At 45.6% G+C, this 25343-nt stretch carries 22 protein-coding genes; 10 read left to right on the top strand and 12 right to left on the bottom strand.

Features of this window, described 5'->3' with window-relative positions; genetic code table 11:
* Positions 1–70 precede the first annotated feature (70 nt).
* The gene (locus AC1DCV_RS06855; RefSeq protein WP_477022493.1) at positions 71–733 is read left to right on the top strand and encodes a hypothetical protein; all 663 of its coding nucleotides are present in this window, start codon (positions 71–73) and stop codon (positions 731–733) included.
* Positions 734–809: 76 nt separating this feature from the next.
* On the opposite strand, the gene AC1DCV_RS06850 is transcribed toward AC1DCV_RS06855, so the two are convergent.
* The 6 genes from AC1DCV_RS06850 to AC1DCV_RS06825 form a co-directional block, all read right to left on the bottom strand.
* Positions 810–3185 (bottom strand): ABC transporter permease, encoded by a 2376-nt coding sequence (locus tag AC1DCV_RS06850; protein ID WP_477022492.1) that lies wholly within the window; start codon positions 3183–3185, stop codon positions 810–812.
* A 220-nt stretch (positions 3186–3405) separates the two neighbouring features.
* Positions 3406–4002: a short chain dehydrogenase gene (locus AC1DCV_RS06845; RefSeq protein ID WP_477022491.1), complete on the bottom strand. Its 597-nt coding sequence runs from the start codon at positions 4000–4002 to the stop codon at positions 3406–3408.
* A gap of 49 nt (positions 4003–4051) precedes the next feature.
* Positions 4052–4693: a class I SAM-dependent methyltransferase gene (locus AC1DCV_RS06840; protein WP_477022490.1), complete on the bottom strand. Its 642-nt coding sequence runs from the start codon at positions 4691–4693 to the stop codon at positions 4052–4054.
* Positions 4694–4719: 26 nt separating this feature from the next.
* Positions 4720–4947 (bottom strand): hypothetical protein, encoded by a 228-nt coding sequence (locus tag AC1DCV_RS06835; RefSeq protein ID WP_477022489.1) that lies wholly within the window; start codon positions 4945–4947, stop codon positions 4720–4722.
* A gap of 97 nt (positions 4948–5044) precedes the next feature.
* Positions 5045–5902, bottom strand: coding sequence for a helix-turn-helix domain-containing protein (locus tag AC1DCV_RS06830; protein WP_477022488.1), 858 nt, complete (start codon positions 5900–5902; stop codon positions 5045–5047).
* Between the two features lie 36 nt (positions 5903–5938).
* Positions 5939–7273, bottom strand: a complete 1335-nt coding sequence (locus tag AC1DCV_RS06825; protein WP_477022487.1) for an amidohydrolase family protein — start codon at positions 7271–7273, stop codon at positions 5939–5941.
* A gap of 135 nt (positions 7274–7408) precedes the next feature.
* Here AC1DCV_RS06825 and AC1DCV_RS06820 point away from each other — a divergent pair, with 135 nt between their 5' ends.
* On the top strand, positions 7409–7915 hold the full coding sequence (locus tag AC1DCV_RS06820; protein ID WP_477022486.1) for an SMI1/KNR4 family protein: 507 nt from the start codon (positions 7409–7411) through the stop codon (positions 7913–7915).
* 45 nt (positions 7916–7960) lie between these two features.
* Here the strand turns inward: AC1DCV_RS06820 and AC1DCV_RS06815 are convergent, their stop codons facing one another.
* The gene (locus tag AC1DCV_RS06815; protein ID WP_477022485.1) at positions 7961–8956 is read right to left on the bottom strand and encodes a S1C family serine protease; all 996 of its coding nucleotides are present in this window, start codon (positions 8954–8956) and stop codon (positions 7961–7963) included.
* 157 nt (positions 8957–9113) lie between these two features.
* On the opposite strand from AC1DCV_RS06815, the gene AC1DCV_RS06810 reads away from it, so the two are divergent.
* The 6 genes from AC1DCV_RS06810 (at position 9114) to AC1DCV_RS06785 (ending at position 18000) form a co-directional block, all read left to right on the top strand.
* The gene (locus tag AC1DCV_RS06810; RefSeq protein WP_477022484.1) at positions 9114–9686 is read left to right on the top strand and encodes an RNA polymerase sigma-70 factor; all 573 of its coding nucleotides are present in this window, start codon (positions 9114–9116) and stop codon (positions 9684–9686) included.
* An 87-nt stretch (positions 9687–9773) separates the two neighbouring features.
* Positions 9774–10811 (top strand): FecR domain-containing protein, encoded by a 1038-nt coding sequence (locus AC1DCV_RS06805; protein ID WP_477022483.1) that lies wholly within the window; start codon positions 9774–9776, stop codon positions 10809–10811.
* 240 nt (positions 10812–11051) lie between these two features.
* Positions 11052–14225 (top strand): TonB-dependent receptor, encoded by a 3174-nt coding sequence (locus tag AC1DCV_RS06800; RefSeq protein WP_477022482.1) that lies wholly within the window; start codon positions 11052–11054, stop codon positions 14223–14225.
* A gap of 11 nt (positions 14226–14236) precedes the next feature.
* On the top strand, positions 14237–15730 hold the full coding sequence (locus AC1DCV_RS06795) for a RagB/SusD family nutrient uptake outer membrane protein (RefSeq protein ID WP_477022481.1): 1494 nt from the start codon (positions 14237–14239) through the stop codon (positions 15728–15730).
* Between the two features lie 273 nt (positions 15731–16003).
* The gene (locus tag AC1DCV_RS06790; protein WP_477022480.1) at positions 16004–16819 is read left to right on the top strand and encodes a mechanosensitive ion channel family protein; all 816 of its coding nucleotides are present in this window, start codon (positions 16004–16006) and stop codon (positions 16817–16819) included.
* Between the two features lie 248 nt (positions 16820–17067).
* Complete coding sequence (locus AC1DCV_RS06785; protein WP_477022479.1) at positions 17068–18000, top strand: hypothetical protein; 933 nt, start codon at positions 17068–17070, stop codon at positions 17998–18000.
* 92 nt (positions 18001–18092) lie between these two features.
* Here the strand turns inward: AC1DCV_RS06785 and AC1DCV_RS06780 are convergent, their stop codons facing one another.
* The 5 genes from AC1DCV_RS06780 to AC1DCV_RS06760 form a co-directional block, all read right to left on the bottom strand.
* Positions 18093–18341, bottom strand: coding sequence for a hypothetical protein (locus AC1DCV_RS06780; protein ID WP_477022478.1), 249 nt, complete (start codon positions 18339–18341; stop codon positions 18093–18095).
* An 18-nt stretch (positions 18342–18359) separates the two neighbouring features.
* On the bottom strand, positions 18360–18995 hold the full coding sequence (locus tag AC1DCV_RS06775) for a hypothetical protein (RefSeq protein ID WP_477022477.1): 636 nt from the start codon (positions 18993–18995) through the stop codon (positions 18360–18362).
* Between the two features lie 19 nt (positions 18996–19014).
* Complete coding sequence (locus tag AC1DCV_RS06770) at positions 19015–21102, bottom strand: TonB-dependent receptor plug domain-containing protein (RefSeq protein WP_477022476.1); 2088 nt, start codon at positions 21100–21102, stop codon at positions 19015–19017.
* Between the two features lie 99 nt (positions 21103–21201).
* A complete protein-coding gene (locus AC1DCV_RS06765; protein ID WP_477022475.1) occupies positions 21202–21903 on the bottom strand; it encodes a LytR/AlgR family response regulator transcription factor in 702 nt (233 codons plus the stop codon).
* On the bottom strand, positions 21900–22925 hold the full coding sequence (locus tag AC1DCV_RS06760) for a sensor histidine kinase (protein WP_477022474.1): 1026 nt from the start codon (positions 22923–22925) through the stop codon (positions 21900–21902). Before AC1DCV_RS06760 ends, AC1DCV_RS06765 begins: the two co-directional genes overlap by 4 nt.
* 229 nt (positions 22926–23154) lie before the next feature.
* On the opposite strand from AC1DCV_RS06760, the gene AC1DCV_RS06755 reads away from it, so the two are divergent.
* Both AC1DCV_RS06755 and AC1DCV_RS06750 read left to right on the top strand, forming a co-directional pair.
* Complete coding sequence (locus tag AC1DCV_RS06755; protein WP_477022473.1) at positions 23155–24606, top strand: alpha-L-fucosidase; 1452 nt, start codon at positions 23155–23157, stop codon at positions 24604–24606.
* A 142-nt stretch (positions 24607–24748) separates the two neighbouring features.
* Entirely contained in the window at positions 24749–25327 is a 579-nt protein-coding gene (locus AC1DCV_RS06750; protein ID WP_477022472.1) for a Crp/Fnr family transcriptional regulator, read from the top strand.
* Positions 25328–25343: the final 16 nt, after the last annotated feature.

Genomic DNA, 25343 nt, shown 5'->3' with positions numbered 1-25343 from the left:
AAATTAAAAACAGCACAGTTTTTACATCTGATGTTATTTTTCCGCGAATGCCTCTCAAAAGAATGGCCATATGGATATCCGCCAATTATTTCACTACATAGTGAATGCCGGCACTTCTGATCAGGAGGAAGCGCAGGGCAAGGCGACCAGGATGGTCAATATTTTTTCGATCATTACAACCACACTTTGTCTGCTTTTCGGCATTGCTATTTACGTGGGTACGGGAGAAATGAAATTGTTTATTCCTGCGTTCATAGAAGCGGTCCTGTTCCTCGGTGTATTGCGGCTAAATGCAGCCAATAAGCCTGTTTGGGCCAGTATTTCCTTCGTTGCTATTAATAATCTTGCGATTGTTTATTTCAGCGCCGTTTTAGGCATGTTAACAGAAGGAGTTCACCTGTTATTCCTGTTCCTGCTGGGTGCCTCGCTGATGATATTCAGAATTCGCGCTTTGCTCATGGCCAGCATTGCAGTGGCGGTGTGGTCGGTGATCGCATGTGAAATCAATTATTACTATAGCCTGGTCACGCCTATTGCCATGGGGCATGAGGAGCAGTCTATCATCCGCTGGATTACCCTGCCAGCTATTCTCCTGCTGGACATCGCTACGATCTGTCTATATGTTAGTAAATTGAAAACGCTCAATAATAAACTGGCTAAGGCAACAAACGAAAAAGGTCATCTTGGTACGGAAAATCAGCCACGGAATACGCAATCCGCTGAACGAGAATGAACGGGAAGAAATGAAGAAGGGGATCACTGCTAACAGCAGCGACCCCCTTCTTTGAATATAGGATTAAATGGTAAGTCTACTCGGATTTCAGACTTTTCACCGGGTTCATGAGGGCGGTCTTTATAGCGGTGTAACCCACGGTGAACATTACTACTACAATAGAGATAACGATGGCGAGCACAAAAACGCTGATGCCCAGGTTGATGCGATAAGCAAAAGTATCCAGCCATCGGCTCATGACGAACCAGGCCAGCGGCGCTGCCACTACAAAAGCTGTCAGCAACATATAGATAAATTCTTTGCTGAACAGCCATACAATACTTTCTACGCTGGCACCCAGTGTTTTCCGGATCCCCACTTCTTTGGTTCTTTGGGCAGCCATAAAAGATACAAGGCCATACAATCCAATACAGCCAATGATGATAGAGATACCGGTGAACATTTTGATCAGCCGGAAGATCATCATGTCCAGCTTATAGAATTCGGCGAGTTGTTCGTCGAGGAAAGCGTATTTATAAAAGTATTGCGGGTAAACATCTTTCCAGGCTTTCGCCATCACAGGTTCCATTTTCTGGAATTGATCCATATTAATCTTTATGGCGCAATTGGAATAGTTATCGCTGATAGTAGAGATAAATATAGGGTCTATGGCTTCATGGAAGGAGCGTGTGTGAAAATCTTTTACCACACCTACCACGCTGCCCTTACCTCCGTTAATATCGACTTGTTTGCCTAACACGGCTTCATTGGATGCCAGTTGCAGATTTTTTACAGTAGTTTCATTCACCAGGAATTCCCGGGCGGTATCTGAAGGCAGCAGGTTGCGGCCAGCCAGGAGCTGCAAACCAAACGTGCCTACATAATTGGCATCGCCGGCTCTGTTGTAAATAGTAAACTTTTCTGCTTCTGTCCGGGTATCAAACAGGATGCTGGTAGAAGGAGATTTGGCAGTGGCGGGGGCATTGCCGCAAAAAGTAACCTGCTCCACTCCCGGAATCTGGGATAATAATGATCGCAGGGTACTTAGTTTTGAAGCACTATTATCGGGGACGGGTAACATCACGATGGCATCCTTCCGGAATCCGGGGTTTGCTTCTTTGGAATAGCGCATCTGGTTAGCGATCACAATGGTTCCGATAATCAGTAACTGGGAAATCGCAAACTGCGTAATGACAAGCCCTTTTCTGAGTGACAGGCCACCAGCATTTTTTTGCGACAGTTTATTTTTAAGGGCCAGTATCGGTTGAAAACCGGCGATGACCATTCCTGGATATGCACCGGAGAGTAACACTACCGATAGGAATAGCAAAGGTAAAAACAACAGCAGGTAGGTATCTCCCAAAATATCGATCCGCAGCTGTACATCGAAAAGATGGTTGAGATAAGGTAATGCCAGTTGAGCCAGCAAATATGCCAGTAGCATGGCGATAAAAACAACTACGGCTGTTTCAATGATAAACTGCAGAAAAATTTGTCCTTGGTAACTACCTAATACTTTGCGCAAGCCAATTTCTTTGGAGCGCCCCAGTGCCTGGGCAATGGTAAGATTCACGAAATTGATGCAGGTAGTAATGATCAGCAGCAGGCCAATGAATGCCATTACCCACAAATTTTTCTTTTCGATGTATCCATTTAACGCCGGATTGAAATGGATGTCGGCAATAGGTTGCAGCTCGAATTGGAATAATTTTGCCGTCTCTTTATCGTAATATTTTGTGGAGATAGCAGGCAGTAATTTACTATTTACATCTGTTGCTGCCACGCCAGGTTTCAGTAATACAAAACATTGCATGCCCCTGTTCACGTTCAGCCACCAGTCTTTTTCCACTAGCCAGGGCGAGTGATTTTTCAGGTTATCAAACGGGAAATAAATTTCAGCACGGAAGTCGGTGTTGGCAGGAATATTTTGCAGGATGCCCGTTACGGTAAAATGCAGGGTGTCATCGAGCTGAATGGTTTTGCCGATAGCATCTGTGGTCCCAAAATATTTTTTAGCGATTCTTTCTGTGATAACAGTAGTAAAAGGTTCCTTTAAAATGCTGGCAGAGTTGCCGGTTAATAAAGGAAAGTGGAGCATGTCGAAGCAGGAAGGATCTGCAAAAGCAATATCTTCTTCAAACTTTTTATCGTGGGAAGTGGAGATCACTTTTTTACCCAGAGAGGCTATCCTTGCCAGTTTTTCGGATACGGCAAAATCATTGCGGAAGGCATCTCCTAAAGGGAAAGGGACGCCGGCATTATAACGTATTTTATCTTCATGAAAGGCAGTGACGATCCTGTAAATCCTGTCTTTATTGGGGTGGAAGGTATCAAAGCTCAGGTGATACTTCACCATGGTAAAAATCAGTATGATACAGGCGATGCCCAGTGCAAGTCCTGATATATTGATGACAGCATGCGTTTTGAAGCGCTTTAAACTCCGCCAGGCAGCCTTGAAATAGTTTGTTATCATAGAAACAGGTTGACGCCGGATAGCGTTAAAAAAGATGCCAGTAGTTAAGGCGCAGGATTATCAATCTTTTTGATAATTTTATTTTTTAAATATGTCCGGATCTGTACACCTGTTTGTGCGGTTTTGTTGAGTGAGCTGGCTTCCCGCATAAGTTCATATCCGCAGGCTATTGTTGTTACAATAATGACCTGCGGATACAAACTGTTTTATGGGGTAAAAATTAAATCACTTTTATTACGTGTCCGGTACCTGCACCAAGTATGCTTTTGAGATAGCCGTATACCACCTGTTTCATGGTAACGGGAATATGTCCCGGGAAATAAGGGAAGTAGGCCGGGGACTCTTCCACCACTGTAGGACTGACCGCATTGATACGTACACCATTTTCCAGTTCAATGGCGGCGGCACGTGCAAATGCTTCTACCGCTCCGTTGACGGCAGATGGGTTAGCGCCACTTACCACAGGATCATTCGTCAGTACGCCGGCGGTTAAAGTAAAGGAGCCTTTGGGGTTGATATAGTGTTGCCCAATGAGTACCAGGTTGATTTGCCCCATTAATTTGCTCTCAACGCCTATTCTGAATTCCTTATCTGTCATGTTTTTCAAAGGCCCGAAGTAGGCGTCTCCCGCGGTGCATACCAATGCATCGAATGCACCTGCCTGTTTGAATAAATTTTCTATAGATGCAGGTGAGGTAATATCTGTCTGAATATCGCCACTTTTAGAACCTACTCTTATAATTTCGTGATCTTTTTCCAGGGAGCTTGCCACATGCTTTCCGATGGTACCACTTGCGCCTACGATGATAATTTTCATTGGTGTGAATTTTTATTTTTTATAAAGAAATAACCCGGTATAATGGAAGTTACGAAGAACGCTTTCGTCCTACAAATCTAACTACCGCGCCTTTGCCGATATGATACTCGCCCTCATTTAACAGGATGTCTTCTTCGACCATCATGATCGGGTCATAGTTTTCAAAGTCAGCACGGATCTCTGCTTCAGAGAATAACATATCCAAATCGTCGGGGCCGCCTACTTTAAGATCCAGCTTTTTCAGTTCCAGGTGTCTTTTGCTGAAAGCCTCCAGGATAACGATTCCACCTGGTTTGAGATAATTATTTAATTTTTTGTGAAAGGTAGATTTTCTTTCGGCATCAAAATGAGCATAAATTAATCCCATAGCATCAAAGGAAGCGTTTTCAAAGGGTAGCTGCTCGAGGTCTCCCACCATATACTCCATGATAACATGCTGCTCGCCGGCGAGTTGTAATGCCTTTGCTTTTCCTTCGGCACTCAGATCAAATGAAGTTACTTTCCACCCCAGCATAGCTGCAAACACCCCATTCCGTCCTTCGCCATCTGCCGGCATCAATATAGATCCAGGTTCAAATTTCTGAAGCCATTCCTTGAAAAAGAGATTGGGTTCTTTTCCATAGGCATAGGTTGCCTCTTTATATCGGTCATCCCATTTGTTTTTGTACATCTCATTCCAGGTTTGTGTCATATTTTTGGGTTTAATTTTTTAAAGAATCATTTTTTGTTATCGTGCCAGGAGGTGATCCGGCGGATGATTATATCCACCAGTGGCAATCCGATAAATACGATGCAGGGAACTAAAGTGATCGTTAATAAAAGTGTTCTCTGATATAATGGAAGTGCAGATAATGGCTTGCCAAACAAATAAAGAAACAGGGTGATAGATGGATAGATGATGATCCATATTTTCAGGGAAGCAATTAACTTATTCTTTGTTTTCATATAGAGAGATTACTTTTTAGCAACATCGTTTTATCTGTTGCAAAAGTAACATCTCCCACATCTGCCATGATAGGACAAAGATGTAGTTGTGTGGGACTTATTTGAAGTTATGTCTGAATGTTTCCGGCGAGTGGCCGGTATGCTTTTTAAAGAATCTGATGAAATAGGAAACGTCTTCGTATCCCAGGAGATCCGCGATCTGGTTTACCTGGTTAGATGTTACCAGCAAGTATCTTTTGGCTTCCAGTATAATATATTCATTCATCACTTCAGAACAGGTTTTGCCTAAAGTTGTCTTTGTGATGGCATTGAGTTGATAGGTAGAAAGGTTCAGCATTTCAGCGTATTGCGCTACCTGTTTGTGGTCAGCAACGTGTGTTTCCAAAAGCGCCAGGAAAGCTTCCAGTTGCTCCTGTACGTAAAGGTTCGCATTATCGGCCGGGGTATCGTTATTTTTTCGGGTTAATTCGATAAAGAAGATCCGCATATTTGCTTTGATCACTTCCTGGTACTGTTCCTGTTTGTCGGTATCTTCCTGGAAGATATTAGAGAGGATCGTCAGCAGCTTTTGAAATCTGCCGGCATCAAGTGAGTACTGATTGTTACTACTGGCTCTGCGTAATAGTTGATTAGCTGCATTGTCGGCAGAAGAATAGAACTCGTTTCTAAAGTGCATCATATATCCCGTACCTCCTGCCTTTAGGGTGAGTTGGTGTACCTGACCGGGGCGCATAAAGAAAATGGTATGGTTATCAATTGGGTAAGGGGTAAAGTCTATTTCGTGCTGACCAGCTCCTTTTTTTAGCGCAAGTACATAAAAGAAGTCATGTCTGTGAAGTTCCTGTACCATGTCTTCTCCGGCAAGAACATCCTCGATATCCCTGATGCTAAAGCTTTCGGCGGCATTCAACTCTTTTTGTGCAGCATGAATATGTCTTATTGGTATTTTTTTCATTAACAGGTATTCTTGCCGTGAAGGTGCGAAAAAATTTTATGGCAACAATGGACCTTTACTTACTTCAACACCTGCTTTATACACAGATGATATTTTGCGGGTGTTTTTTATATCCTGTGCAGGATTGCCATCGAGTATTATAAAGTCCGCCGTTTTCCCGACGGAGATAGTGCCGTATCGATCATTTATTTTCAATGCTTTCGCCGCATTTCTGGTGGCAATAGTGATCGCCTGTAGGGGCCTGAGCCCTGCCTGTACCAGCAGTTCCATTTCCAGGTGCTCAGAAAACCCCTGGGTGCGTACCGGCTGCGCGCCGGAATCGGTGCCAAGGGCCACCAGTATGCCTGCATCTGCGATGATCTTCACATTTTTCAGGGCTGTTTCAAAGGCATGTACATTCCGCTGGTAGGAAGGGCTGTTTTTCAGGTTATCCTGGTAAGCCTGGGAGGTAATCGTTTCATATACGCCGGGCTCCAGCGAAGCTTTGAAGAAAGGATCATCGATCCATTCCGGCTTACGGGCATAGATATACGCATATTCATCCAGGGAAAGAGTGGGAATGTAGATGGTCCCTTTTGTTTTCATTTGTTGCAGGAGTGTCGCATCAATTTCCTGATCACGGATACTATGTGCGATGATGTCGAGTCCGTTGCTGACAAGGCGGTGGGCATCTGCGAGGTAATACAGATGGGCTGCCACCCGTATATGATGCTGGTGTGCGCGCGTGATGATGGCTTTGTAAATAGCGCTGTCCATTTTAGGGGAGGAGCCGCCAAAATCATCTACCCACATTTTTATAACGGTGGGTTTGAGAGCTGCTACACTGTCCAGTTCGCGGATAGCCTGTGCGATGGTGGCCGGGTGATAGACCTTTTTCATAGCAGGTGCGCCTTTGAATGCGGCAAAGCCATAACCGGCAGAGAACAGTCTGGCACCGGGCAGCAGGCCATTAACAGCCGAATCCCGCAGTCCCGTTTCAAAGAGCATAGGCTCATCTGAACCCATGACCAGGATATTGGTCACGCCATAGTCGGCGTATTTTTTCAACTGTGATAATATATTTTTCCGGGTATAAGGATCTGTTTTATTATTATTGCCCTGTATCATTCCAATGTGTACATGACTGCTGATGAGAGCCGGCATTACTGTTTTACCTTGTCCGTTGATGACGGTAGCGCCATTAGCGGCTTGGTTCGGACCAACTTTAATGATCATACCTTCTTTGATGAGGATATCGGTATGTTCCACAGGGGTGCCGCCATTGCCATCTATGAGGGTGATGTTTTTCAGCAGGATAGTTTTTACCGGAGGAGCCGGCTGAAAGGCAAGCAGGCAGGTTAGTGTGAGGAGGAGTAACGGGTAATTTTTCATAATAAAGATATTCTGAACAGGAATTTAAGCAATTAGTGGAAGGGGAGCAAATAGGAATGGTTGAATGGAGAATCGGGTTTGTTTAATGCCGCGCCTGATTTATTGTGTAATATTGTTACCGGAAAGTAGATACCTATGAAAGAAGCGGTCCTTCATCTTATTAATGAATTAAATAAGTTTTCTCCGGCAATTATTACATTGGGTGGGATTATTACAGATAGTCGCATCGATGAATTCGAAGACGCCTATCGTTTGAAGCTGCCAGTAGATTATAAATACTTCATTTCGAAAATGAATGGATTTAACCTGATGGGTACGGAGGCGTATGGGATAGATGAAACGTGTACATCTCCTGATACCTTAAGCAACATTTATAATATCGAACACCAGGAGGTGCATGTACCTATGCCTGATTATTTAGTTCCTTTTTCTCCGGATGGTGGTGGTAATTATTATTGTTTCGATACAAGAATTACAAAAAATGATTCCTGCCCGGTCGTCTTTTTTCAAACACACTATATTTATGGGCATGATGATGCTCCCGAAGTCACCAATGACAGCTTTATTGATTGGGTCAATGAGGTAGCGATTGGCTGGACGTTGGATGACTATAACTATGATGGGAGCTCCCGCGAAGACTAACGATAAAAGGCTGACGCGAATCCTTTCGCGTCAGCCTTTAGAAATTCATTGTTTAATCTCTCCCGGAATTACTTCTACCACTACCTTTCTTCCTCCGCGCAGCACATCTACCGTGATCCTTTTCCCGATCTGCTTTTCTGACAGCAGGAGGTGAAGGGCATCTACAGAAGCCACTGGTTTGTCATCGAAGGCGATGATAATGTCACCGATATGTAGTTCGGTGTTGTAGAAATTTCCGTCCGGTACTGTTTCGTACACATATACCCCGGTTTGGACGGATAGTTTGTTGGCGGCAATCATGCGGCTGCTGAGATTTACCGGATGTGCGGCGATGCCCAGTTGTGCCCGTCTGATTTTGCCGTGCAGGATCAGTTGTCCTGCGATCTGGGCGGCCAGATTAGAGGAGATGGCGAAGCAGAGCCCCTGTGCGGAGGCGATGACCGCGGTGTTTACGCCAATGACCTGTCCCCTGGAGTTGACCAGCGGACCGCCGCTGTTGCCCGGATTGAGGGCCGCATCGGTTTGTATCACATCGTCTATCAACCGGCCGTTGCTGGCGCGGAGGGTACGTCCCAATGCGCTCACCACACCGGCGGTGACAGTATATTGCAGCCCCATAGGGTTGCCGATAGCAATGGCAATCTGGCCTACCTGTAAAGTGGATGAATCGGCGAGTGGCATTGCTTTAAGCCCCGTTTCATCAATTTTCAGTACGGCAATATCTGTGGAAGGGTCGGCGCCTTTAATTTCGGCACTTACTCTTCTGCCATCAACAAAAGATACTTTAATGCTTTCAGCATTTTCTACCACGTGGTTGTTGGTAATGATGAAGCCATCAGAAGAAATAATGAAGCCGGAGCCGGTCCCCGCCTGCGTGCGCCTTTCCCGCGTACGCCGGTCGCTTACCTTTTTCTGTACTTCTATATGTACCACCGATTCAGCAACAGTACCCACTACACCGGTAACGGTCTGGGAATAGGCATCTAATAAACTCCAATCGTTCGACGCCTCGTGCGTAAGAAATGAAATTGAGTTATCCATAATGATATACGCGCTCAAATTTATTTCCAGAATGACGCAGATGCCGTTTTGGCATTCATTACAGTAGTTTTATGTCATCTTTGCCATGAACGCACTGCTGAAAATCATAATTATTTAGCTATTTTGACGGTCAATGTTTTTCGTCTAATAAGGGTCTATGCCAGGAACTGATTTACAGGCAATGTGGGATGCTGTTTACATAGCGGACGATCAACAGTCGTTCCGGAAGTTGTTTAATCATTTTTACGGCGGATTAGTGCGTTTTGCAACCGATCTGTCTATCAGCAGGGAGACCGCAGAAGAAATCGTGTCGGATGTTTTTGTTCAGCTCTGGAAAAACCGGAAGAACGGTGAACCAATCCTGCATATGAAGACCTATTTATTTACTGCCGTTCGTAATCGCTGCTATAATCACCACCGTGACCACTACAAGCATCAGTGGCTGGAACTGGAAGCCGACAACGCCCCGCTGACCGGTGATGTACACCCACAGCTGGAATGGAAGGAAATGCAGGGGTGGCTCGACAAAGCCATCGCCACACTGTCGCCGCAGGGACGTACCATTTTCCGCCTGGTCCGCGAAGAAGGATTTAAGTATAAAGAAGTAGCCGCTATCCTGGAAATTTCCCCACGCACCGTAGAAACCCAACTGGTAAGAGCTACCAGCCGCCTGCGACAGGCATTGCAACACTATGGCAGCGGCTTCGACCAGAAAATTCCTGCCCGCTAAAAAAATATTTTCTCTTCCTGTAAGTAATCGGTTTCATTTTAGTGTCTCTCCCCGTAGGGAACATTTGTTCGTTTAAACAAATTATACATGGACAGTCACCGACTGGATGAATTAATGACCGCAAAACTGAGTGGCATGCTGGACGATGCCGGTCAGCAGGAATTGGCGCAATTGCTGGAACAACACCCGGAATGGGCGCAGGAGCTTACCTTGCTGGAGCAATACTGGCTGGCCGTTCCTGTAGAGGGGGCACCTGCCGATACTGTTTTTAGTGAGATGATGGCCAAAGCAGAACCTCCGGAAGCTACGAAAGTCGTTCCGTTCCGGCACGACTGGTGGAAATGGGTGGCTGCTGCCGTAGTCATAGGGTTTTTATTCAATGCCACCCTCTGGTTATTGCCGGGTGACCAGGCGAAACCACCTGATCTGGAATTAGTGCAAACCCGCAATGGTGAACGGCGGCAATTCCGGCTCAGCGATGGTAGCATCGTACACCTGAATGCATCCAGCCGCGTTAGGTTAGACCTTAATAATTCCAGTCGCGAAATATGGCTGGAAGGGGAGGCTTATTTTGAAGTAGCTAAAGATCCGAAACGCCCATTTATTGTACACGCCGCCGCAATGAATATTCAGGCACTGGGTACCTCCTTTAATGTGAAAGCCTATCCCGGTGATCCCCGTTATGAAACCACTTTGCTGGAAGGTGCAGTAGAAGTATATCTCAATAAAACACCTGCGCATAAAATACGCTTACGTCCCTACGAAAAAGTAGCATACGACAACAACAATGCAATCTCATCTCCGGAAAAAAAACTGGAACTAAAGCAGGTGATATCAAAAATAGTGCAGGCAAAAGCCAACGCACTGCCGGCGATCGACAGTACCATATCAGAAACAGCCTGGGTAAGCAACCGGCTGCAGTTTGAATCGCTCGACTTTGCGCAACTGGCTACTCTGCTGGAACGTTGGTATGGGGTGAAAATTATATTCCGCAATGATCAGGTAAAAAGATATGTATTCAGTGGCTCCTTCGCGTCAGAAACTGTTAGCCAGGCACTGCAGGCATTGCAGCTGACAGAGGATTTTCACTTCGATAACAATGGCACGCAAATCATCATTTATTAAGCACACGTTCAATTAAAAACCGTTTATGAAAAGCTAACAACCACATAAGAGTTCAATGAAAAAACACAGGAAATGCTACTAACATTCCCTGTGCGAAGGTTAATCAGCAATGCGCCAGCTCCTTTGGACGGGATGGCAGGGCATTGCTATTGTATCACCTATTATCACAAATTTATGGAAAAAGTCAACCAATCGGATGCATGCCGGCGAAGAACGGCTATGCTCAAGCATTTGATCATTATGAAGCTATCATTCTTTATTGTCCTGCTTTCCTGTATGCAGGTGGCTGCCACGGGATATTCCCAGAAGCATATCAGCCTGAACATGAAAGATACAGAGATCAAAAAGGTATTGGACCGCATCGCGGGGCAGTCCGATGTGCACTTTCTGTACAGCAACCGCAAAGTAAATCTGCAACAACGGGTAAGTATCATCGCCCGGGAAGAATCCCTGCAAAGCGTACTGGATAAAGTTCTCACCGGTACCGGCTTTACCTATAAAGAGCTGGAAGGCCACCTGGTGGTGATCATTCCGGAACATACTGAATGGGAAAACATAAAAGTAAAAGGTCACATCACCGGTGCCGATGATCATGTTCCTTTGCCAGGCGTAACGGTGCAGGTAAAAGGTACCACTATCGGTACCCTCACCGATGAAAACGGCAACTTCTCCCTGGATGCTCCCTCCGGTGGAACGCTGTTATTCCGCTACGTAGGCTACGAACCACTTGAATTGCCGGTAAAACCGGCCATGGACGTGCAGCTGAAAAAATCTTCCAGTGCATTAACAGAAGTCGTGGTGATCGGTTATGGCGTTACCCAGAAAAAAGACCTCACGGGTTCTATCGTCAGCATCACGCCCAAAGAATTTAATAAAGGTATTATCAGTAACCCCGTTCAGGTATTACAAGGTAAAGTTGCCGGCCTGGTGATCAGCAAACCAGGTGGTAACCCTAATGGTACGGTGAGTATCCGTCTGAGAGGAGCGTCTTCGTTATCTGCCAGCAGCCAGCCTCTTTTTGTAGTAGATGGTATTCCCGGTATCGATATCAATGCAGTGCCGCCGGATGATATCGTGTCGATTGATGTATTGAAAGATGCTTCCGCAGCGGCTATCTACGGTTCCCGTGGCGCCAACGGCGTTATCATCGTTACTACCCGCCGTGGTAAAGAAGGTGCTCCGCAGGTGTCTTACAGCGGTTATATAGGTATGGAGAAGATGTCCAACACCTACGGTGTGCTGAACGCATCAGACTACCGCAAATACCTGAAGGATAATAATATTGATGCTTCGGCATTCGACCTGGGCGCTTCTACCAACTGGCAGAAAGCGATTACCCGCACCGGTATCAGCCATAGTCACAACATTTCTATGAGCGGAGGAAGAGATAATACCCGCTACAGCGCTTCTGTCAATTATCTCAACAACGAAGGCGTGGTACTCAACTCCGGCCTGGAACGTACTATCGGACGTATTACCCTGGATCAGGGCGTTTTCGATAACCGCCTCCGGCTGGGACTGTCCATGAACTATGTAGGAGAGAAGAACAAATATGTAGGCGCAGATCCCGATGGCAACGGTGACAACCGCATATGGGAGCAGGCCATCGCCTATAATCCTACTGCCCCCATCTATAATGCGGATGGCAGCTACTTCGAAAAGCTTGATATCAACGATAACTATAATCCAGTAGCACTGGCCAACCAGATTAAACATCAGCGGGCATTGAACCGGTTTATTGGTTCTGCAAAAGCCACGTATGATATTACCAGTCATTTGACGTATGACCTGTTGCTCGGATTGGAACGTGCGTCCAGCGATCGTGGCCTGTATTATTCAAAAAAATCACCGGTAACAGAAGGCGCCGGCAGCAATGGTACCGCTACCCGCGCGTCTAAAACATGGGATAACAAAACCCTGGAAACCTATTTCACCTATAGTCAGCAATGGCAGCAGCATGTGTTGAAGGTAACGGCTGGTTACTCTTATCAGAATTTCTTCCAGAACAGCATGTCTGCCGGCAATACACAGTTTGTATCTGATATCTTCAGCTATAACAACCTGGGCGCTGGTCAGGGCGATCAGCCTGCTGTGGCTTCCGGTGCAGAAGAAAACTCGCTGGTATCTTTCATTGGCCGTGTGTTCTATAGTTACAACGATAAGTACCTCTTGACCGGTACCGTCCGCAGAGATGGCTCTACCCGTTTCGGTAAAGACAAAAAATGGGGAACGTTCCCCTCAGCCTCGCTGGCATGGCGTATTACACAGGAACCTTTTCTACAAAACAGCAGCTGGTTGCAGGATCTGAAATTTCGTGTAGGCTATGGGGTTACCGGTAACCAGGAAATCCAGAACTATAAATCACCACTTACTTACAGTCCCGGTGGTAAAGTAATGGACAATGGCCGCTGGGTGACTTCTTACCAGATCGGACAAAATGAAAATCCCAATCTGCGCTGGGAGTCTGCCGCACAATTTAACGCCGGCTTTGACTTTACTATGTTTAAGGGAAGACTGAGCGGAACACTGGAATACTATGATAAGCGCACCAAAGACCTGCTCTTTAATTACAACGTGCCTTCCCCGCCTTACCTGTTTCCCACTATGCTGGCGAATGTAGGTAAGATCAGCAATAAAGGAGTAGAGCTGTCGTTGACGGGCGCTATTATTGAGCACAAAGATTTTAGCTGGAATGCTTCTTTCAATATTTCCCGCAACTATAACGAAATCCTTTCTATCGCCAACGATCAGTACAAGAGTGATGCAATTTATGATGGTACCGTAGGTGCCCGTGGCTTAACAGCCGTGCAGATCGTAAAAGTAGTACCCGGTTATTCCATCGGTACATTTTATATTCCGCATTATACCGGTGTAGATGCCAACGGGAATCAGCAATTCGAAGACCTGGATGGCAGCGGTACTTTTGACTTCCGCAGCGACAGCCGCGTGGCGGGTAATGGGTTGCCTAAATACCAGGCAGGACTGGCGAATACTTTCCGTTACAAAAACTTTGACCTCAACTTTTTATTACGCAGCCTGTTTGGCTACCAGATCTTCAATGCCACCGACCTGGTGCTGAGCGATCGTTTCAGCCGTTTACCCGGTCGTAATGCCATGGCGAAGTATGCCGACAGCAATGTCAAAGGTACTTATGTATCCGACCGGTTTATAGAAAACGGTGCTTTCCTGCGCCTGGACAATTTCTCCCTGGGATATAGTATACCTGCTGCGAAGAGTAAGCTGTTCGCCAATCCACGGGTATATATCTCCGGACAAAACCTGTTTGTGATCACGAAATACTCCGGGCTTGATCCGGAATTGCCGATAGACGGACTGGCGCCGGGTATTGATAACCGTAACGTATATCCGAAAACACGCTCTTTTGCACTGGGCTTTACGGTCAACTTTAAATAAAAACGATCCACATGAAAGCAACAATTCTGAAATATACATTGCTGGCCGGGATGGTCATCTCCGTGTTCAGTTGCACGAAACTCGATGAAACATTTTACGACCGCGGCACAGACGAGAACTTTCTCAAAACAGAGGACGAGCTGAATGCCTTTGCCAACGGGGCATACGCCAAACTGCGCAATTACCGCGACAGCTATTGGAAAATGAATGAAGTGACCACGGATGAAACAACGGTGCCTTCCCGCGGCGCCGACTGGAACGAAGGTGGCCTATGGCGGGTGCTCATTAGCCATGAGTTTCCTATCACACATCAGTACATCAATGATATGTGGAACTTCATTTACCGTGATGGTGTGAACCCCGTGAATGCCATCCTGCAGAAGTTACAGGGTTCAGATGTGGTGCTGCCTACCAAAGACCAGATCATTGCGCAGATGAAAGTACTGCGTGCGTTTCATTACTACCTGGCGATGGATGCATTTGGTAATATTCCCATTGTAACTTCTTTCGAACAAACCGAGCCGCCAAAGAATACGCCCCGTGCGGAAGCTTTTGCTTTTATTGAAAAGGAAATCAAAGATAATATCAATGGATTGCCTGCTATGCTGAACACTAAAAACTATGGCAAAGTAACCAAGGGCATGGCTTTTATGTTGCTGGCCAAGCTGTATGTGAATGCAGAAGTGTATACCGGTACCCCACGCTGGGCTGATTGTATTCGTATGTGCGACTCCGTTACCAGCATGGGGTATCAGCTGGAGCCCAATTATTTCACGAATTTTTCTACCAAAAATGAAAATTCAAAAGAAAATATTTTTGTGGTGCCTTACGATGCTGTTAATGCAAAGGGTATGATGCTGCATTATCTGACACTGCACTATAACAACCGTTATACCTATGGTTTGCCCAGCTCACCCTGGAATGGCTGGTGTACGTTGAAGGACTTTTATGAAGCCTATGAGGATACCGATAAACGTAAAACCATGTTCCTGGAAGGACAACAATATTCCCAGGATGGTACACCGTTGAAAACAGAACAGGGGGCGCCATTGATTTTTTCCCGTACCATCGGGGATCTGGCTAATGCCACACAAACAGAAGGCGTGCGAATAGTAAAATATGAGATCGAGAAAAATACGCCTTATTCCGATCAGGATAATGACCTCGTTATTTTCCGGTATGCGGATGCATTGATGTTGAAAGCAGAGTGCCTGTTGCGTTTAGGGCAGGGCGGAACGGCGCTGCCACTGGTAAACCAGGTACGTGGCCGCAATTTTGAAACGGGTCATCCTATCACTGCACTTACGCTGGACAATCTCCTCGCAGAGCGTGGACGCGAATTTATCTGGGAGGGATGCCGGCGTCAGGATCTGATCCGCTTTGGTAAATGGAACAGCACCTGGCAGTTCCATCCGGCGGATCAGCCATTCCGGAAGTTGTTCCCGATCCCGCAAGCCCAGCTGGATGCGAATCCTAACCTGGTGCAGAATGCAGGATATAAATAATGGAGAAGTATTAAACGGGAGCAGTGAAAGGCTGCTCCTGTTTATTTAGACAGCGATATGCTATAGAAAGTCCGTGGCATGACTTTGGTTTTCATGTATTGCGATGGCGCCATATTATGAATGGCGCAGGTCAACGGATACACATGGCAGGAGTGCATAGCAGCACTGAACATGCTCTTGACAGGCATCCAGGCAAGGGGCTTGTTGCTGGAGCCCTGTGGAGATAATGACCACCATTGTGCAATTAATTCTATAGTAATAACCTGATCTATTATGAACGAACCATTCAGCAGCTACAGTCACCTGATTTTTGATAAACTGCATAACTGGCTGATCGCCGCCGTGAAGATGACGCCCAATCTCGTATTGGCCGTTATCATGTTTTTTCTTTTCCTTTTATTGGCGCGGTTTGCCCGTAAAATCAGTCTCCGGTTTTCTCAAAGGTTCTCTGAAACGCCTGCTATCGCCAACCTGATATCCAGTGTTCTCTTTATTATTTTTATACTACTCGGCCTGTTTATTTCACTGAATATTTTAAGTCTGGACAAAGCCGTTACTTCCCTGCTGGCTGGTGCGGGTATCATAGGTCTGGCGTTGGGTTTCGCGTTCCAGGATCTGACGGCGAATTTTATCTCCGGTATATTTATCACCTTCAGAAAGCCTTTTGAAGTAGGGCACATCATTGAAACGAATGGCTTCACGGGTACGGTGAATGCTATTCAGCTAAGGTCTACTACGATGATCACCGCAGACGGTTTGCATGTGATCATTCCCAATAAAGAAATTTTTCAGAAACCGATCATCAATCATTCGCTTACTCCATTGCGGCGTATCACGCTCACCTTTTCCATTCCCATGTCTGATAAGTTGAAAGAAGCGGAGCAAATCATGACGGATATAGTAACAGGGATGAAAGAAGTGGTACCCGACAAACCGAAAGCCGTGTGGTTTACCGGTATAGAGGGCGGTGCGGTGAAAGTGATCCTGAGTTGCTGGGTGAGCAATGACTCAGATGACGCCTATGAACGTACTACGCATGAACTGATTTCGAAAGTAACTACTTCATTAAAAGCTGCTGCCCTGATATGATACGCCAGCATTTTTATAGGATAAATTTACTTCAGCGTTTTGTTCACTTTAAAATTGTGATCCTGTTTAGCAAATGGTATCAGTAAATATATCAAGTTGAAAAAATAATTTGCTGATTAGAGAAAATTATTAGTTTTGTACCCATAGAAGTTTGTTTAACCACGCGTCAGATTTCCATGTGAAATTTATACCATGATTAGTAACCTATAACCTTTATTCACATTAAACAGTAAAGTAAAATTTAACAAATGAAGTATGTTAGCTTGGCAGTCATTTCGCTGTCCCTATTCCTCTTTTCCTGTAAAAAAGATAATGCCCCTGAGAAAGTACTTGACACTAAAACAAAGGTGGCTGTAAATTTTAGTCTTGGGAACTTTATTCAGCAGGTATCAGACTTAAACAATCCCAATGCAAGGAAATCAAATGTAAGTATTGGTTCCCGGGAAAGTGCATTGCCAGGGAATATTAATTACATTTATTATGCGGTGTATTCAACAAGTGGTAACTATGAGAAAATTAGTTATATCACGCAGGATTACACAAATAGCAGTTTTGGATCTATAGTAGATTCACTTCCGATTGGGAATTATTATGCTGTTTTTGCGGCATCTGTGTCACCCTTGAATTTTACGGCAGGAGCTGATCTTCATGGAGGCCGGATATCTGCTAACTTCTCATCGGCGAATGAGGTGTCTCAGTATCCTGAAACGTTCTATAAAAGAGTGGCTTTCACGGTTACTTCAACTGGCGCAGATATTGGAAGCCAGATGACACTTAAACGTATCATTGGTGGCCTGAAGATAAAATTTAAGGACGCTGCGAACGCCATATTGAAAGTGGAAGTACTTTCAGAAAGCACCGGATTTAATTTTGAGACGGATTTACCATTTAAGGATTCTACAAAGAACTATAGCACAGAAATACCACCGAATCCAGACATGCCAGGAGATGGGTATGTGGGCTATGTTATGAATACAAATGAAGAGTTTTCGATTAGGGTAACCGGTCATCATTTTCAGACTGGTGAAACTTATGACAAGGTGATTGATCATGTTAGGTGCTACCCTAACAAGAAAACAACCCTCACGGGCTACCTCGTGAGTAGTAATGGATCTGTAAGAACAGGTTTTGATATTTCGATAGACAATGTTTGGGAGGAAGGGCCAAGTTCTTCTTTCTAAATTACCTGGATATCAGCATAGCTGGTGGTCAATATTTTTAAAATGCAGTATCATTTAATTGCCTGGCAAATAAATGATGCTGCATTTTTGACTTAGGGCCGGGGTGCCTCCATTTTTACCTCTCCCCGGTCATGACACCAGTGGCTGTTACCGCGAACAAAAGCCATCCGCATGAAAAACGCATTGGTTATCAAAAATAGCACGATTGCCAGTATGGTCGCCACCCTGGTGATGGTGCGCAGGGCCGGTTTTTTCGAAAAACCGCCAAAAACATACCCGATAACAAACACCATACATGCCACAAAAAGAATGCGCAGTAAGATGATAAACACGAATCCCATGATCTTCTGATTTAAAGGTTACTTAAATTTACTCAGCAGCTGCTGGTCTTCTGACCTACCCCAGTGAGGAAATACATCTGTACCAGGGTTAAGCAGCAACTGCAGACTTTGCGAAGCCAGTTGTTTGGCCAGTTCTTTATCTCCTCCCCACATTTTAGGCGTATAATATTTCACCCACGCCGTCACAAATAATGCGCGGGGATTTTGTGCATCCAGTGCCTTTGCCTGTTTCAATGCCTGCTCTGATAATGTACCATACTTACGGCCGTAAGTCATAGGGTTGATGAACACTTTGGTTCGATATACCATACTCAACACCGTATATACTTCCGCCGCCTCTTTTTTCTGTTTGGAACTATCTAATAGCGCCAGTGCTTTTTTCGCCTGTTCTTCTCCGCGGATGCTGTAAGGCTCTATTTTTTCGCCATCCTCCTGTAAGAGAAATCCAATCTTTGCGTTGCAAAAAGCTGCGTAATAAGATGGCAGCCAGGCAGCTTCTGTTTTGATGTTGGAAAAGGTTTGTTCCAGTTGTTCATAATCCTTTACGGTTTGTGCCTGATCCAGTTTGTTAACCGCCTGCTGCAGCGCATCGGATTGTGCAAATCCACTATAGCTAATAAATACTGCGGACAAACAAATGAGTAGTTTTTTCATTTTTCTTTTTTTGAGAGATTTATAAATTGTTATTAAGAAAGTCATCGGTACGATCTATACCAAAACTCATGAAGATGCCTATAAAGAAATTTCGTGTAGCCGGCATGGTGACAGGCTGTTTAATTAAGCCGTTGTAACTGTAATTGTATCCGAACACCTGCCTGGTTCCGGCGATGTTATTGATACCCATAGCCACACCGGAGAAGTCTTTCCATTTCTTGTTTTTAAGGAAGGAGCAGAGATAGGCCACGTGCAGGTTTACCGCATTGTAACCTTTGGTATTGCCCTGATCCGATATGCCGTTTGGACCAATATTGTAATAAGGTCTGCCGGTAGCCATGGCCCAGGATATGTTCACGCTGGTGTTAATATCCTGGAAAAACTTTTTAACAGCCACCGTCGCGGTATGTGGTGCTGCAAAGGATGGGCGCAGCTCATAAGGATAGTTCAGGAAGTCACGTTTGGTATCGAGATACGTGTAGGTAATCCAGTAGTCCAGGTTTTTAATACTTTTTTTATCCCGCCAGAAGAGCTCAAATCCCTGCGCATAGCCTTTACCGTTATTGCTAAGCGCGGGCATTGTTTTTACCAGGTCCTTGTATTGCTTGTAATATACTTCTGCCCGGAAAAAACGATTGTTGGCTTTCCTGGTATAGTTCAGCACATAATGGGTGGCACTGGAAAATGTTAGCTGATCTGACTGATATAAAAAGTCGTTTGCCGGCTCCTGGTAAAAGATGCCATAGGCCAGGTTAAACTGGCTGCCATCGTGCAGGCGGTACGCCAGACTGATACGCGGAGCCCATACCATTTTACGCAGCATGGAAGCATATTCCACGCGCATTCCGGCTTTGGCGGCAAGGTTGTCAGCCAGGTAAATATCACTTTCCGCAAAAGCAGCCGTAAGATGGTCTGTTAGCCCGATTGTACTGTCGTTGGTCCTGCCATGGTCGTGGGTGTAAAATTGCTCTGCACCAAAACGCAATGCCTGTCCCTGTGAAAAGAAATGTGTTAAAACGATACGCGCCTGTGCAAAGTCAGTGATAATATCCCGGTAACCGGTTTTATAACTGTAAGGGATATACGGAATAATTACCTTGTTGCCTTTCTCATTGGTGAGCTGCCGTATGGTTTCCTGCCGGTTATAGCTGTAAGCGGTGCCCACTTCTATTTTCCAGTTATCATTCAGGTAGCTGCGGAAGCTCAGGTTATTATAGCTGTTCCATCCTTTTACCTGGTAGCCGGCTTTTAATACCCCGCTGTCTATATCCGGATTGTTCATGCCTACATCACTGAGGCCCCAGCTGGTATAGAATTTCAGCATGCCTGTTTTGCCTGTTTTGATTCTGAAATTGGCATTGCCGTCCAGGTAGAGCGGGCCACTGAAGTAGTCGGGTTTCTGCGGGACAATGTTATTGTACAGCGACTGGTTGCTATAACCCACATTTACTCCATAGCTGCTGCGATTGTTCTTTGCCAGGTGTTGCATGCCGGCACCCAGGTTGGCGGGGAAAACAAAGAAACTGGCGGATGTTTTTTCGGGTAAATCCACACTTTCCAATATCAGTGCACTGCTCATGGCTTCTCCATATAAAGCAGAGTAGCCACCGGAACTGAACAGGATGCCTTTAAACAGAAAAGGATTAATGCGGGCGGCCTGTGGTACGCCTGGTACCGACGGGTAATTAGGGGTACGGAGCAGGGTGCCATCAATAAATTGTTTGGTTTCTTCGCCTGTGCCTCCGCGTACGAATAATCCTTCCTGTTCACCGATTTGTTGTGCCCCCGGGAGGGAGCGCAATGCCTGACTGATATCTTCGCCGCTGCCTGCTACGGTAACAGCATCAATAGGTGTGAGAGAAGCTCCTTTGGCCTTGTCGCTGGCCTCAAAGGCGCCGGCACTTACTACTACCTCATGCAGGGAGCGTTTGCTTCTGATGGCGGTATCAGCAGCGTGTGCAGCCCGGATAGTTGTATCTGCTGTACGTTTTAACGTTGTATCCGTTGCTGCGGGCGTGGGCCTGACAGTGGTATCTGTTACCGGTGTTCTGTTTTGTGCACCGGCTGTATAACTGAATAGCAGCAATAAAATAGCACTTGTTTTCATTACCTGTAGGATGATGTACAAGCAAAATTATGCGGAAGAACAAGCGCTTATCCGGAGAGTAGACGGGATGGGAAAGTGTCGCGACAAAACGGGAAAGACTTACTGATTCAGTAGCTTGTTGACATTTTCCTTGAAGAATTCACTTACGGGAATTTCTATGTCACCAATGCAAACCAGGTCACGTTTAATGGTTGTGATCTTTTGTACCGCCACGAGGTAGGATTTATGTGTACGTATAAAAGCAGCAGTGGGTAGTTTTTCCTCCATGGCCTTCATGGTCATGCGGGTGAGTACTGGTTTGGGGGAATTGGAGAGATGTATTTTGATATAATCTTTCAGGGCTTCTATATAGGTGATATTGGCCGTCACAATTTTTACCTGCGTATATTCCACGTGTACGAAAAAAGAATGCGTATCATCTGTAGAAGAAGGGGGACTTTGTTTCAGGCGGAACAGATCGTTGGCGCGGTTGCATGCTTTCAGGAAGCGCTCGAAGCTAAAGGGCTTCAGCAGGTAATCGACTACCTGCAGGTTAAAGCCTTCCAGTGCATATTGTTCATAGGCAGTTACCAGTATCACCATAGGTGGCTGCTGCAATGATTGCAGTAATTGTAGTCCATTGAGCCTGGGCATTTGTATGTCGAGGAAAATGAGGTCTATTTGTTCCTGCTGCAATACTTCCAGTGCTTCCATGGCGTTCCGGCAGGTTTTTACCAGCTGTAGAAAAGGCACCTGTTGAATATTGTCTTCCAACAGTTCACGTACCAGTTGTTCATCGTCTATGGCTATACAACGTATCATGTGAGTTTCAAAATTAAGGTGATATGAAACACGTGCTGCTGACTCCTGATGGTAAGCTGGTGGCTGCCGGGATACAGCAACTGCAGCCTGGATTTCACATTGGCCAGTCCTATGCCGGAGTTTTCATCTTTGCTGGCGGCAGGATCATTATCGAACCGGTTTTGTACTTCAAACGTAAGCAGGTCGTTGGTAACGAGCAGTTGTATATTAATTTCCGGTTGCTGGGTATAACCGGTGCCGTGTTTAAAGGCATTCTCTACAAAAGGGATCAGCAACATCGGCTCTATGGTATAATGTCCTGCGTTGTTAGCGGTGTCAATGTGGCTGTTGATATTTACGTCATTGCCGAAACGAAGTTTTTGCAGGGCGATATAGCTATTGAGGTAAGCTATCTCTTTCGTGAGCAGTACTTTTTTCCCGGTAGTATCATATAACATATAGCGCATCAGGTCGGAGAGCATGATGAGTGCAGGTTCCAGCTGATCTGATTTTTTCCGGGCCAGCGATACCAGGTTAGTCAATACGTTGAACAGGAAATGCGGACTTACCTGTGAGCGCAGAAATTTGAGTTCTGAGCTGAGTTGTTCTGCCTGTTTATCTTTTTGCATTCTTTCTGCACGGACCCGGTCTCCCACCTTGCAATATACCAGGCTGACGATGTAAGCACCTACCGATGGGGCAAACACATATCTATAGGATGTCATATCACCGAGTACTGTAGGGAACCAGTGCGCCATGATGCTGTACTTCAGGGGAAAGGAGGCGCCAACCAACAGGAGTACAGCCGGGAAATAAAGCCACCAGTAATGTTTATTCCATAACCGGGGATACAGGAATAATGCATGGGTGTAAAAGATGGCCATATGGATAAATCCACAGATCGTAAAGAAGAGGCCGGGGAAGGTACCGATGCGATAGTCGGTGGCAGCATTGGAAACGATATAGGGCAACAATAGTAGTGCGCTCCATATAAGTACATGGAGTGCGATAATCACTTTCTTGAATGGAATGCTGATGTTCATCTGATGTATGCATTAAAGCTACTGATTTTTCAGGGTATCCCCTGCGACACGATAAAATTACTGCTATTGGCGACGCCTGCAGAAAGGGTATAGACAAGATCTGCAAATGTGCAGATAACCCGGTAATATGTGCAGACAGGGAAGTAATTATTATCATCAGAGAAAATAGCATTAACATAGGAGAAGGAAGTTGTTAATTTTGAGCACTCTAAGCATTTAAAGACCTGTTATGAAAAAACGTTGTGTTGGAATATTCTTTTTTCTCCTGTGTAGCTCCCTTGCTTTCGCACAAAAGTATGAGGCTAACTGGGCCTCTCTGAACAAGCGTGGGATTCCTGCCTGGTTTAATGATGCCAAATTCGGCATCTTCATTCACTGGGGTGTATATGCCGTGCCTTCTTATGCCGTGGTAGGGCCAGGTGGTTATTCTGAATGGTACTGGTATAACCTGAGAGGAACCAAAGAAGGCTCACATGATAAAGTACAGGCTTTCCATGATAAGAATTTCGGGGTAGGGGTACCCTATGAAAAGCTGGAGAGCCAGTTTACGGCTTCCCTGTTTGATCCGCAGCAGTGGGCTAATGTATTCCGCCGTTCGGGCGCCAAATATGTAGTGCTGACTTCCAAACACCATGAAGGGTATTGTTTATGGGACAATAAACAAGCGAATGAATCCTGGGGGCATTCCTGGAATGCTGTTACGGGTACGCCTAAACGCGATCTGCTGGGAGACCTGACAGCAGCAGTGCGTAAAGAAGGGCTGCGCATGGGGTTTTATTATTCGCTGTATGAATGGTTTAATCCTTTGTGGCTGAAAGACAAACCCCGTTATGTAAAAGAAGTAATGACTCCTCAGTTTAAGGACCTGGTGACCCGCTATAAGCCTTCCGTTATTTTTTCTGATGGAGAATGGGAAATGTCGGATACTGCCTGGAATAGCCCATCGCTGCTGGCCTGGTTGTACAACGAATCGCCTGTGAAAGATGAAGTAGCTGTGGATGACCGCTGGGGTAGTAATACCCGTGGTAAAAATAATGGGGCTACCTATCTGACTTCTGAATACGGCAGCGGCATGCAGCCAGGTGTTATCTGGGAAGAAAGCCAGGGTATCGGACAGTCATACGGATATAACCGTATGGAAACTGCCGATGACTATAAAAAAAGCAGTGACCTGATTTTAATGCTGGTAGATATCGTGTCAAGAGGTGGTAATCTCCTGCTGGATATAGGGCCCACCGCAGATGGCCGCATTCCGGTGATCATGCAGCAAAAGTTGCTGGATATCGGCAAATGGCTGGAGCTGAATGGAGAGGGTGTTTATGATACCAAACCATGGAAGGAAAGCCGTCAGTGGAGCGCAGGTAAACGCCCTGAAGTGAAAGACGAAGCTTTCATGTCGGGCTATAGTATTTCCAACCTGGTAAAAAAATCAAAGGACCATGCTAATGTGGAATTGTTCTTTACAGCCAAACCAGGCGCATTATATTGCTTTTTACCTGCTTATCAGCCACTGCTGACTATCCGCAACTATACACCTGCTAAAGGTGCAGTGGTAAGTATACTGGGTAGTAGTAAAGCGATTAAGTGGCAGCAGAAGGGAAAAGATTGTGTGGTAGACCTGTCCATGCTGCACCCGGGAGATGTACCCGATGGCATGCTGGTAGTTAAAGTGAAAGGTTAAGTAATAGTAATATCTTAAAGGCTGGCAAGCAATATATGGAAGGGGGGAGGCAGTTGCCTTCCCTTTTTTAATGCCAAAAAAGTAGCGGGCAGATTAGGAAAATGCATTCTATATTTGCAGACTACATAAAACAGCATCGGCTATGCCCTATCAGAAAATCACGCGGCTCATTGCTGACCTGGTCCGCATAGATAAATTTGATCAGCACCTGATCCGGGAAGTCTTTGAACCGGTAAGTTTCAGAAAATCACATGTCCTCGTGAGCAGCGGTGACATTGCCCGCTATATGTATTTCATTAATAGCGGCTATTTAAGGCTTTATCATATTGATGGCGAAGGCAGAGAGGTGACCAACCATATTAACTGCCCTATGGGCTTTATGACTGCCTTTAACAGCTATATCAGCCAAACCCGCTCACATGAGGTGTTTGAATGTATTACCGACTGCGAATTACTGCGGGTATCCCGTACAGACCTGGAAGAGCTGCTGAAGCACAACCAGCGCTGGGCTGAGTTCGGGAAAATTATCTATGAAGAAGTGATTAAGTATAATGAGCAGAAAGTGAAAGACCTGGTCAGTCTCACCGCCAGGGAACGTTATTTCAATCTGATCGATAAGTTCCCGGATATTGTACAGCATGTACCACTGCAATATATCGCTTCTTTCATTGGCATCAAACCGGAGTCGCTGAGCCGTATCCGCCGCGAAATAATTTCCTAACATAGGTCAAGTGGAT

The organism is Chitinophaga sp. 10T418 (genome assembly GCF_056394125.1).
This window is presented reverse-complemented; position numbering and strand designations above follow the sequence as displayed.

Bases quoted from the DNA above. Each gene is read 5' to 3' on its own strand.
- AC1DCV_RS06855 (WP_477022493.1), top strand. From the start codon at position 71: ATGGATATCCGCCAATTATTTCACTACATAGTGAATGCCGGCACTTCT.
- AC1DCV_RS06785 (WP_477022479.1), top strand. From the start codon at position 17,068: ATGAAGTATGTTAGCTTGGCAGTCATTTCGCTGTCCCTATTCCTCTTT.
- AC1DCV_RS06750 (WP_477022472.1), top strand. From the start codon at position 24,749: ATGCCCTATCAGAAAATCACGCGGCTCATTGCTGACCTGGTCCGCATA.
- AC1DCV_RS06780 (WP_477022478.1), bottom strand. From the start codon at position 18,341: ATGGGATTCGTGTTTATCATCTTACTGCGCATTCTTTTTGTGGCATGT.
- AC1DCV_RS06770 (WP_477022476.1), bottom strand. From the start codon at position 21,102: ATGAAAACAAGTGCTATTTTATTGCTGCTATTCAGTTATACAGCCGGT.
- AC1DCV_RS06755 (WP_477022473.1), top strand. From the start codon at position 23,155: ATGAAAAAACGTTGTGTTGGAATATTCTTTTTTCTCCTGTGTAGCTCC.
- AC1DCV_RS06775 (WP_477022477.1), bottom strand. From the start codon at position 18,995: ATGAAAAAACTACTCATTTGTTTGTCCGCAGTATTTATTAGCTATAGT.
- AC1DCV_RS06765 (WP_477022475.1), bottom strand. From the start codon at position 21,903: ATGATACGTTGTATAGCCATAGACGATGAACAACTGGTACGTGAACTG.
- AC1DCV_RS06795 (WP_477022481.1), top strand. From the start codon at position 14,237: ATGAAAGCAACAATTCTGAAATATACATTGCTGGCCGGGATGGTCATC.
- AC1DCV_RS06815 (WP_477022485.1), bottom strand. From the start codon at position 8,956: ATGGATAACTCAATTTCATTTCTTACGCACGAGGCGTCGAACGATTGG.
- AC1DCV_RS06830 (WP_477022488.1), bottom strand. From the start codon at position 5,902: ATGAAAAAAATACCAATAAGACATATTCATGCTGCACAAAAAGAGTTG.
- AC1DCV_RS06825 (WP_477022487.1), bottom strand. From the start codon at position 7,273: ATGAAAAATTACCCGTTACTCCTCCTCACACTAACCTGCCTGCTTGCC.
- AC1DCV_RS06810 (WP_477022484.1), top strand. From the start codon at position 9,114: ATGCCAGGAACTGATTTACAGGCAATGTGGGATGCTGTTTACATAGCG.
- AC1DCV_RS06760 (WP_477022474.1), bottom strand. From the start codon at position 22,925: ATGAACATCAGCATTCCATTCAAGAAAGTGATTATCGCACTCCATGTA.
- AC1DCV_RS06800 (WP_477022482.1), top strand. From the start codon at position 11,052: ATGAAGCTATCATTCTTTATTGTCCTGCTTTCCTGTATGCAGGTGGCT.
- AC1DCV_RS06835 (WP_477022489.1), bottom strand. From the start codon at position 4,947: ATGAAAACAAAGAATAAGTTAATTGCTTCCCTGAAAATATGGATCATC.
- AC1DCV_RS06805 (WP_477022483.1), top strand. From the start codon at position 9,774: ATGGACAGTCACCGACTGGATGAATTAATGACCGCAAAACTGAGTGGC.
- AC1DCV_RS06820 (WP_477022486.1), top strand. From the start codon at position 7,409: ATGAAAGAAGCGGTCCTTCATCTTATTAATGAATTAAATAAGTTTTCT.
- AC1DCV_RS06790 (WP_477022480.1), top strand. From the start codon at position 16,004: ATGAACGAACCATTCAGCAGCTACAGTCACCTGATTTTTGATAAACTG.
- AC1DCV_RS06840 (WP_477022490.1), bottom strand. From the start codon at position 4,693: ATGACACAAACCTGGAATGAGATGTACAAAAACAAATGGGATGACCGA.
- AC1DCV_RS06850 (WP_477022492.1), bottom strand. From the start codon at position 3,185: ATGATAACAAACTATTTCAAGGCTGCCTGGCGGAGTTTAAAGCGCTTC.
- AC1DCV_RS06845 (WP_477022491.1), bottom strand. From the start codon at position 4,002: ATGAAAATTATCATCGTAGGCGCAAGTGGTACCATCGGAAAGCATGTG.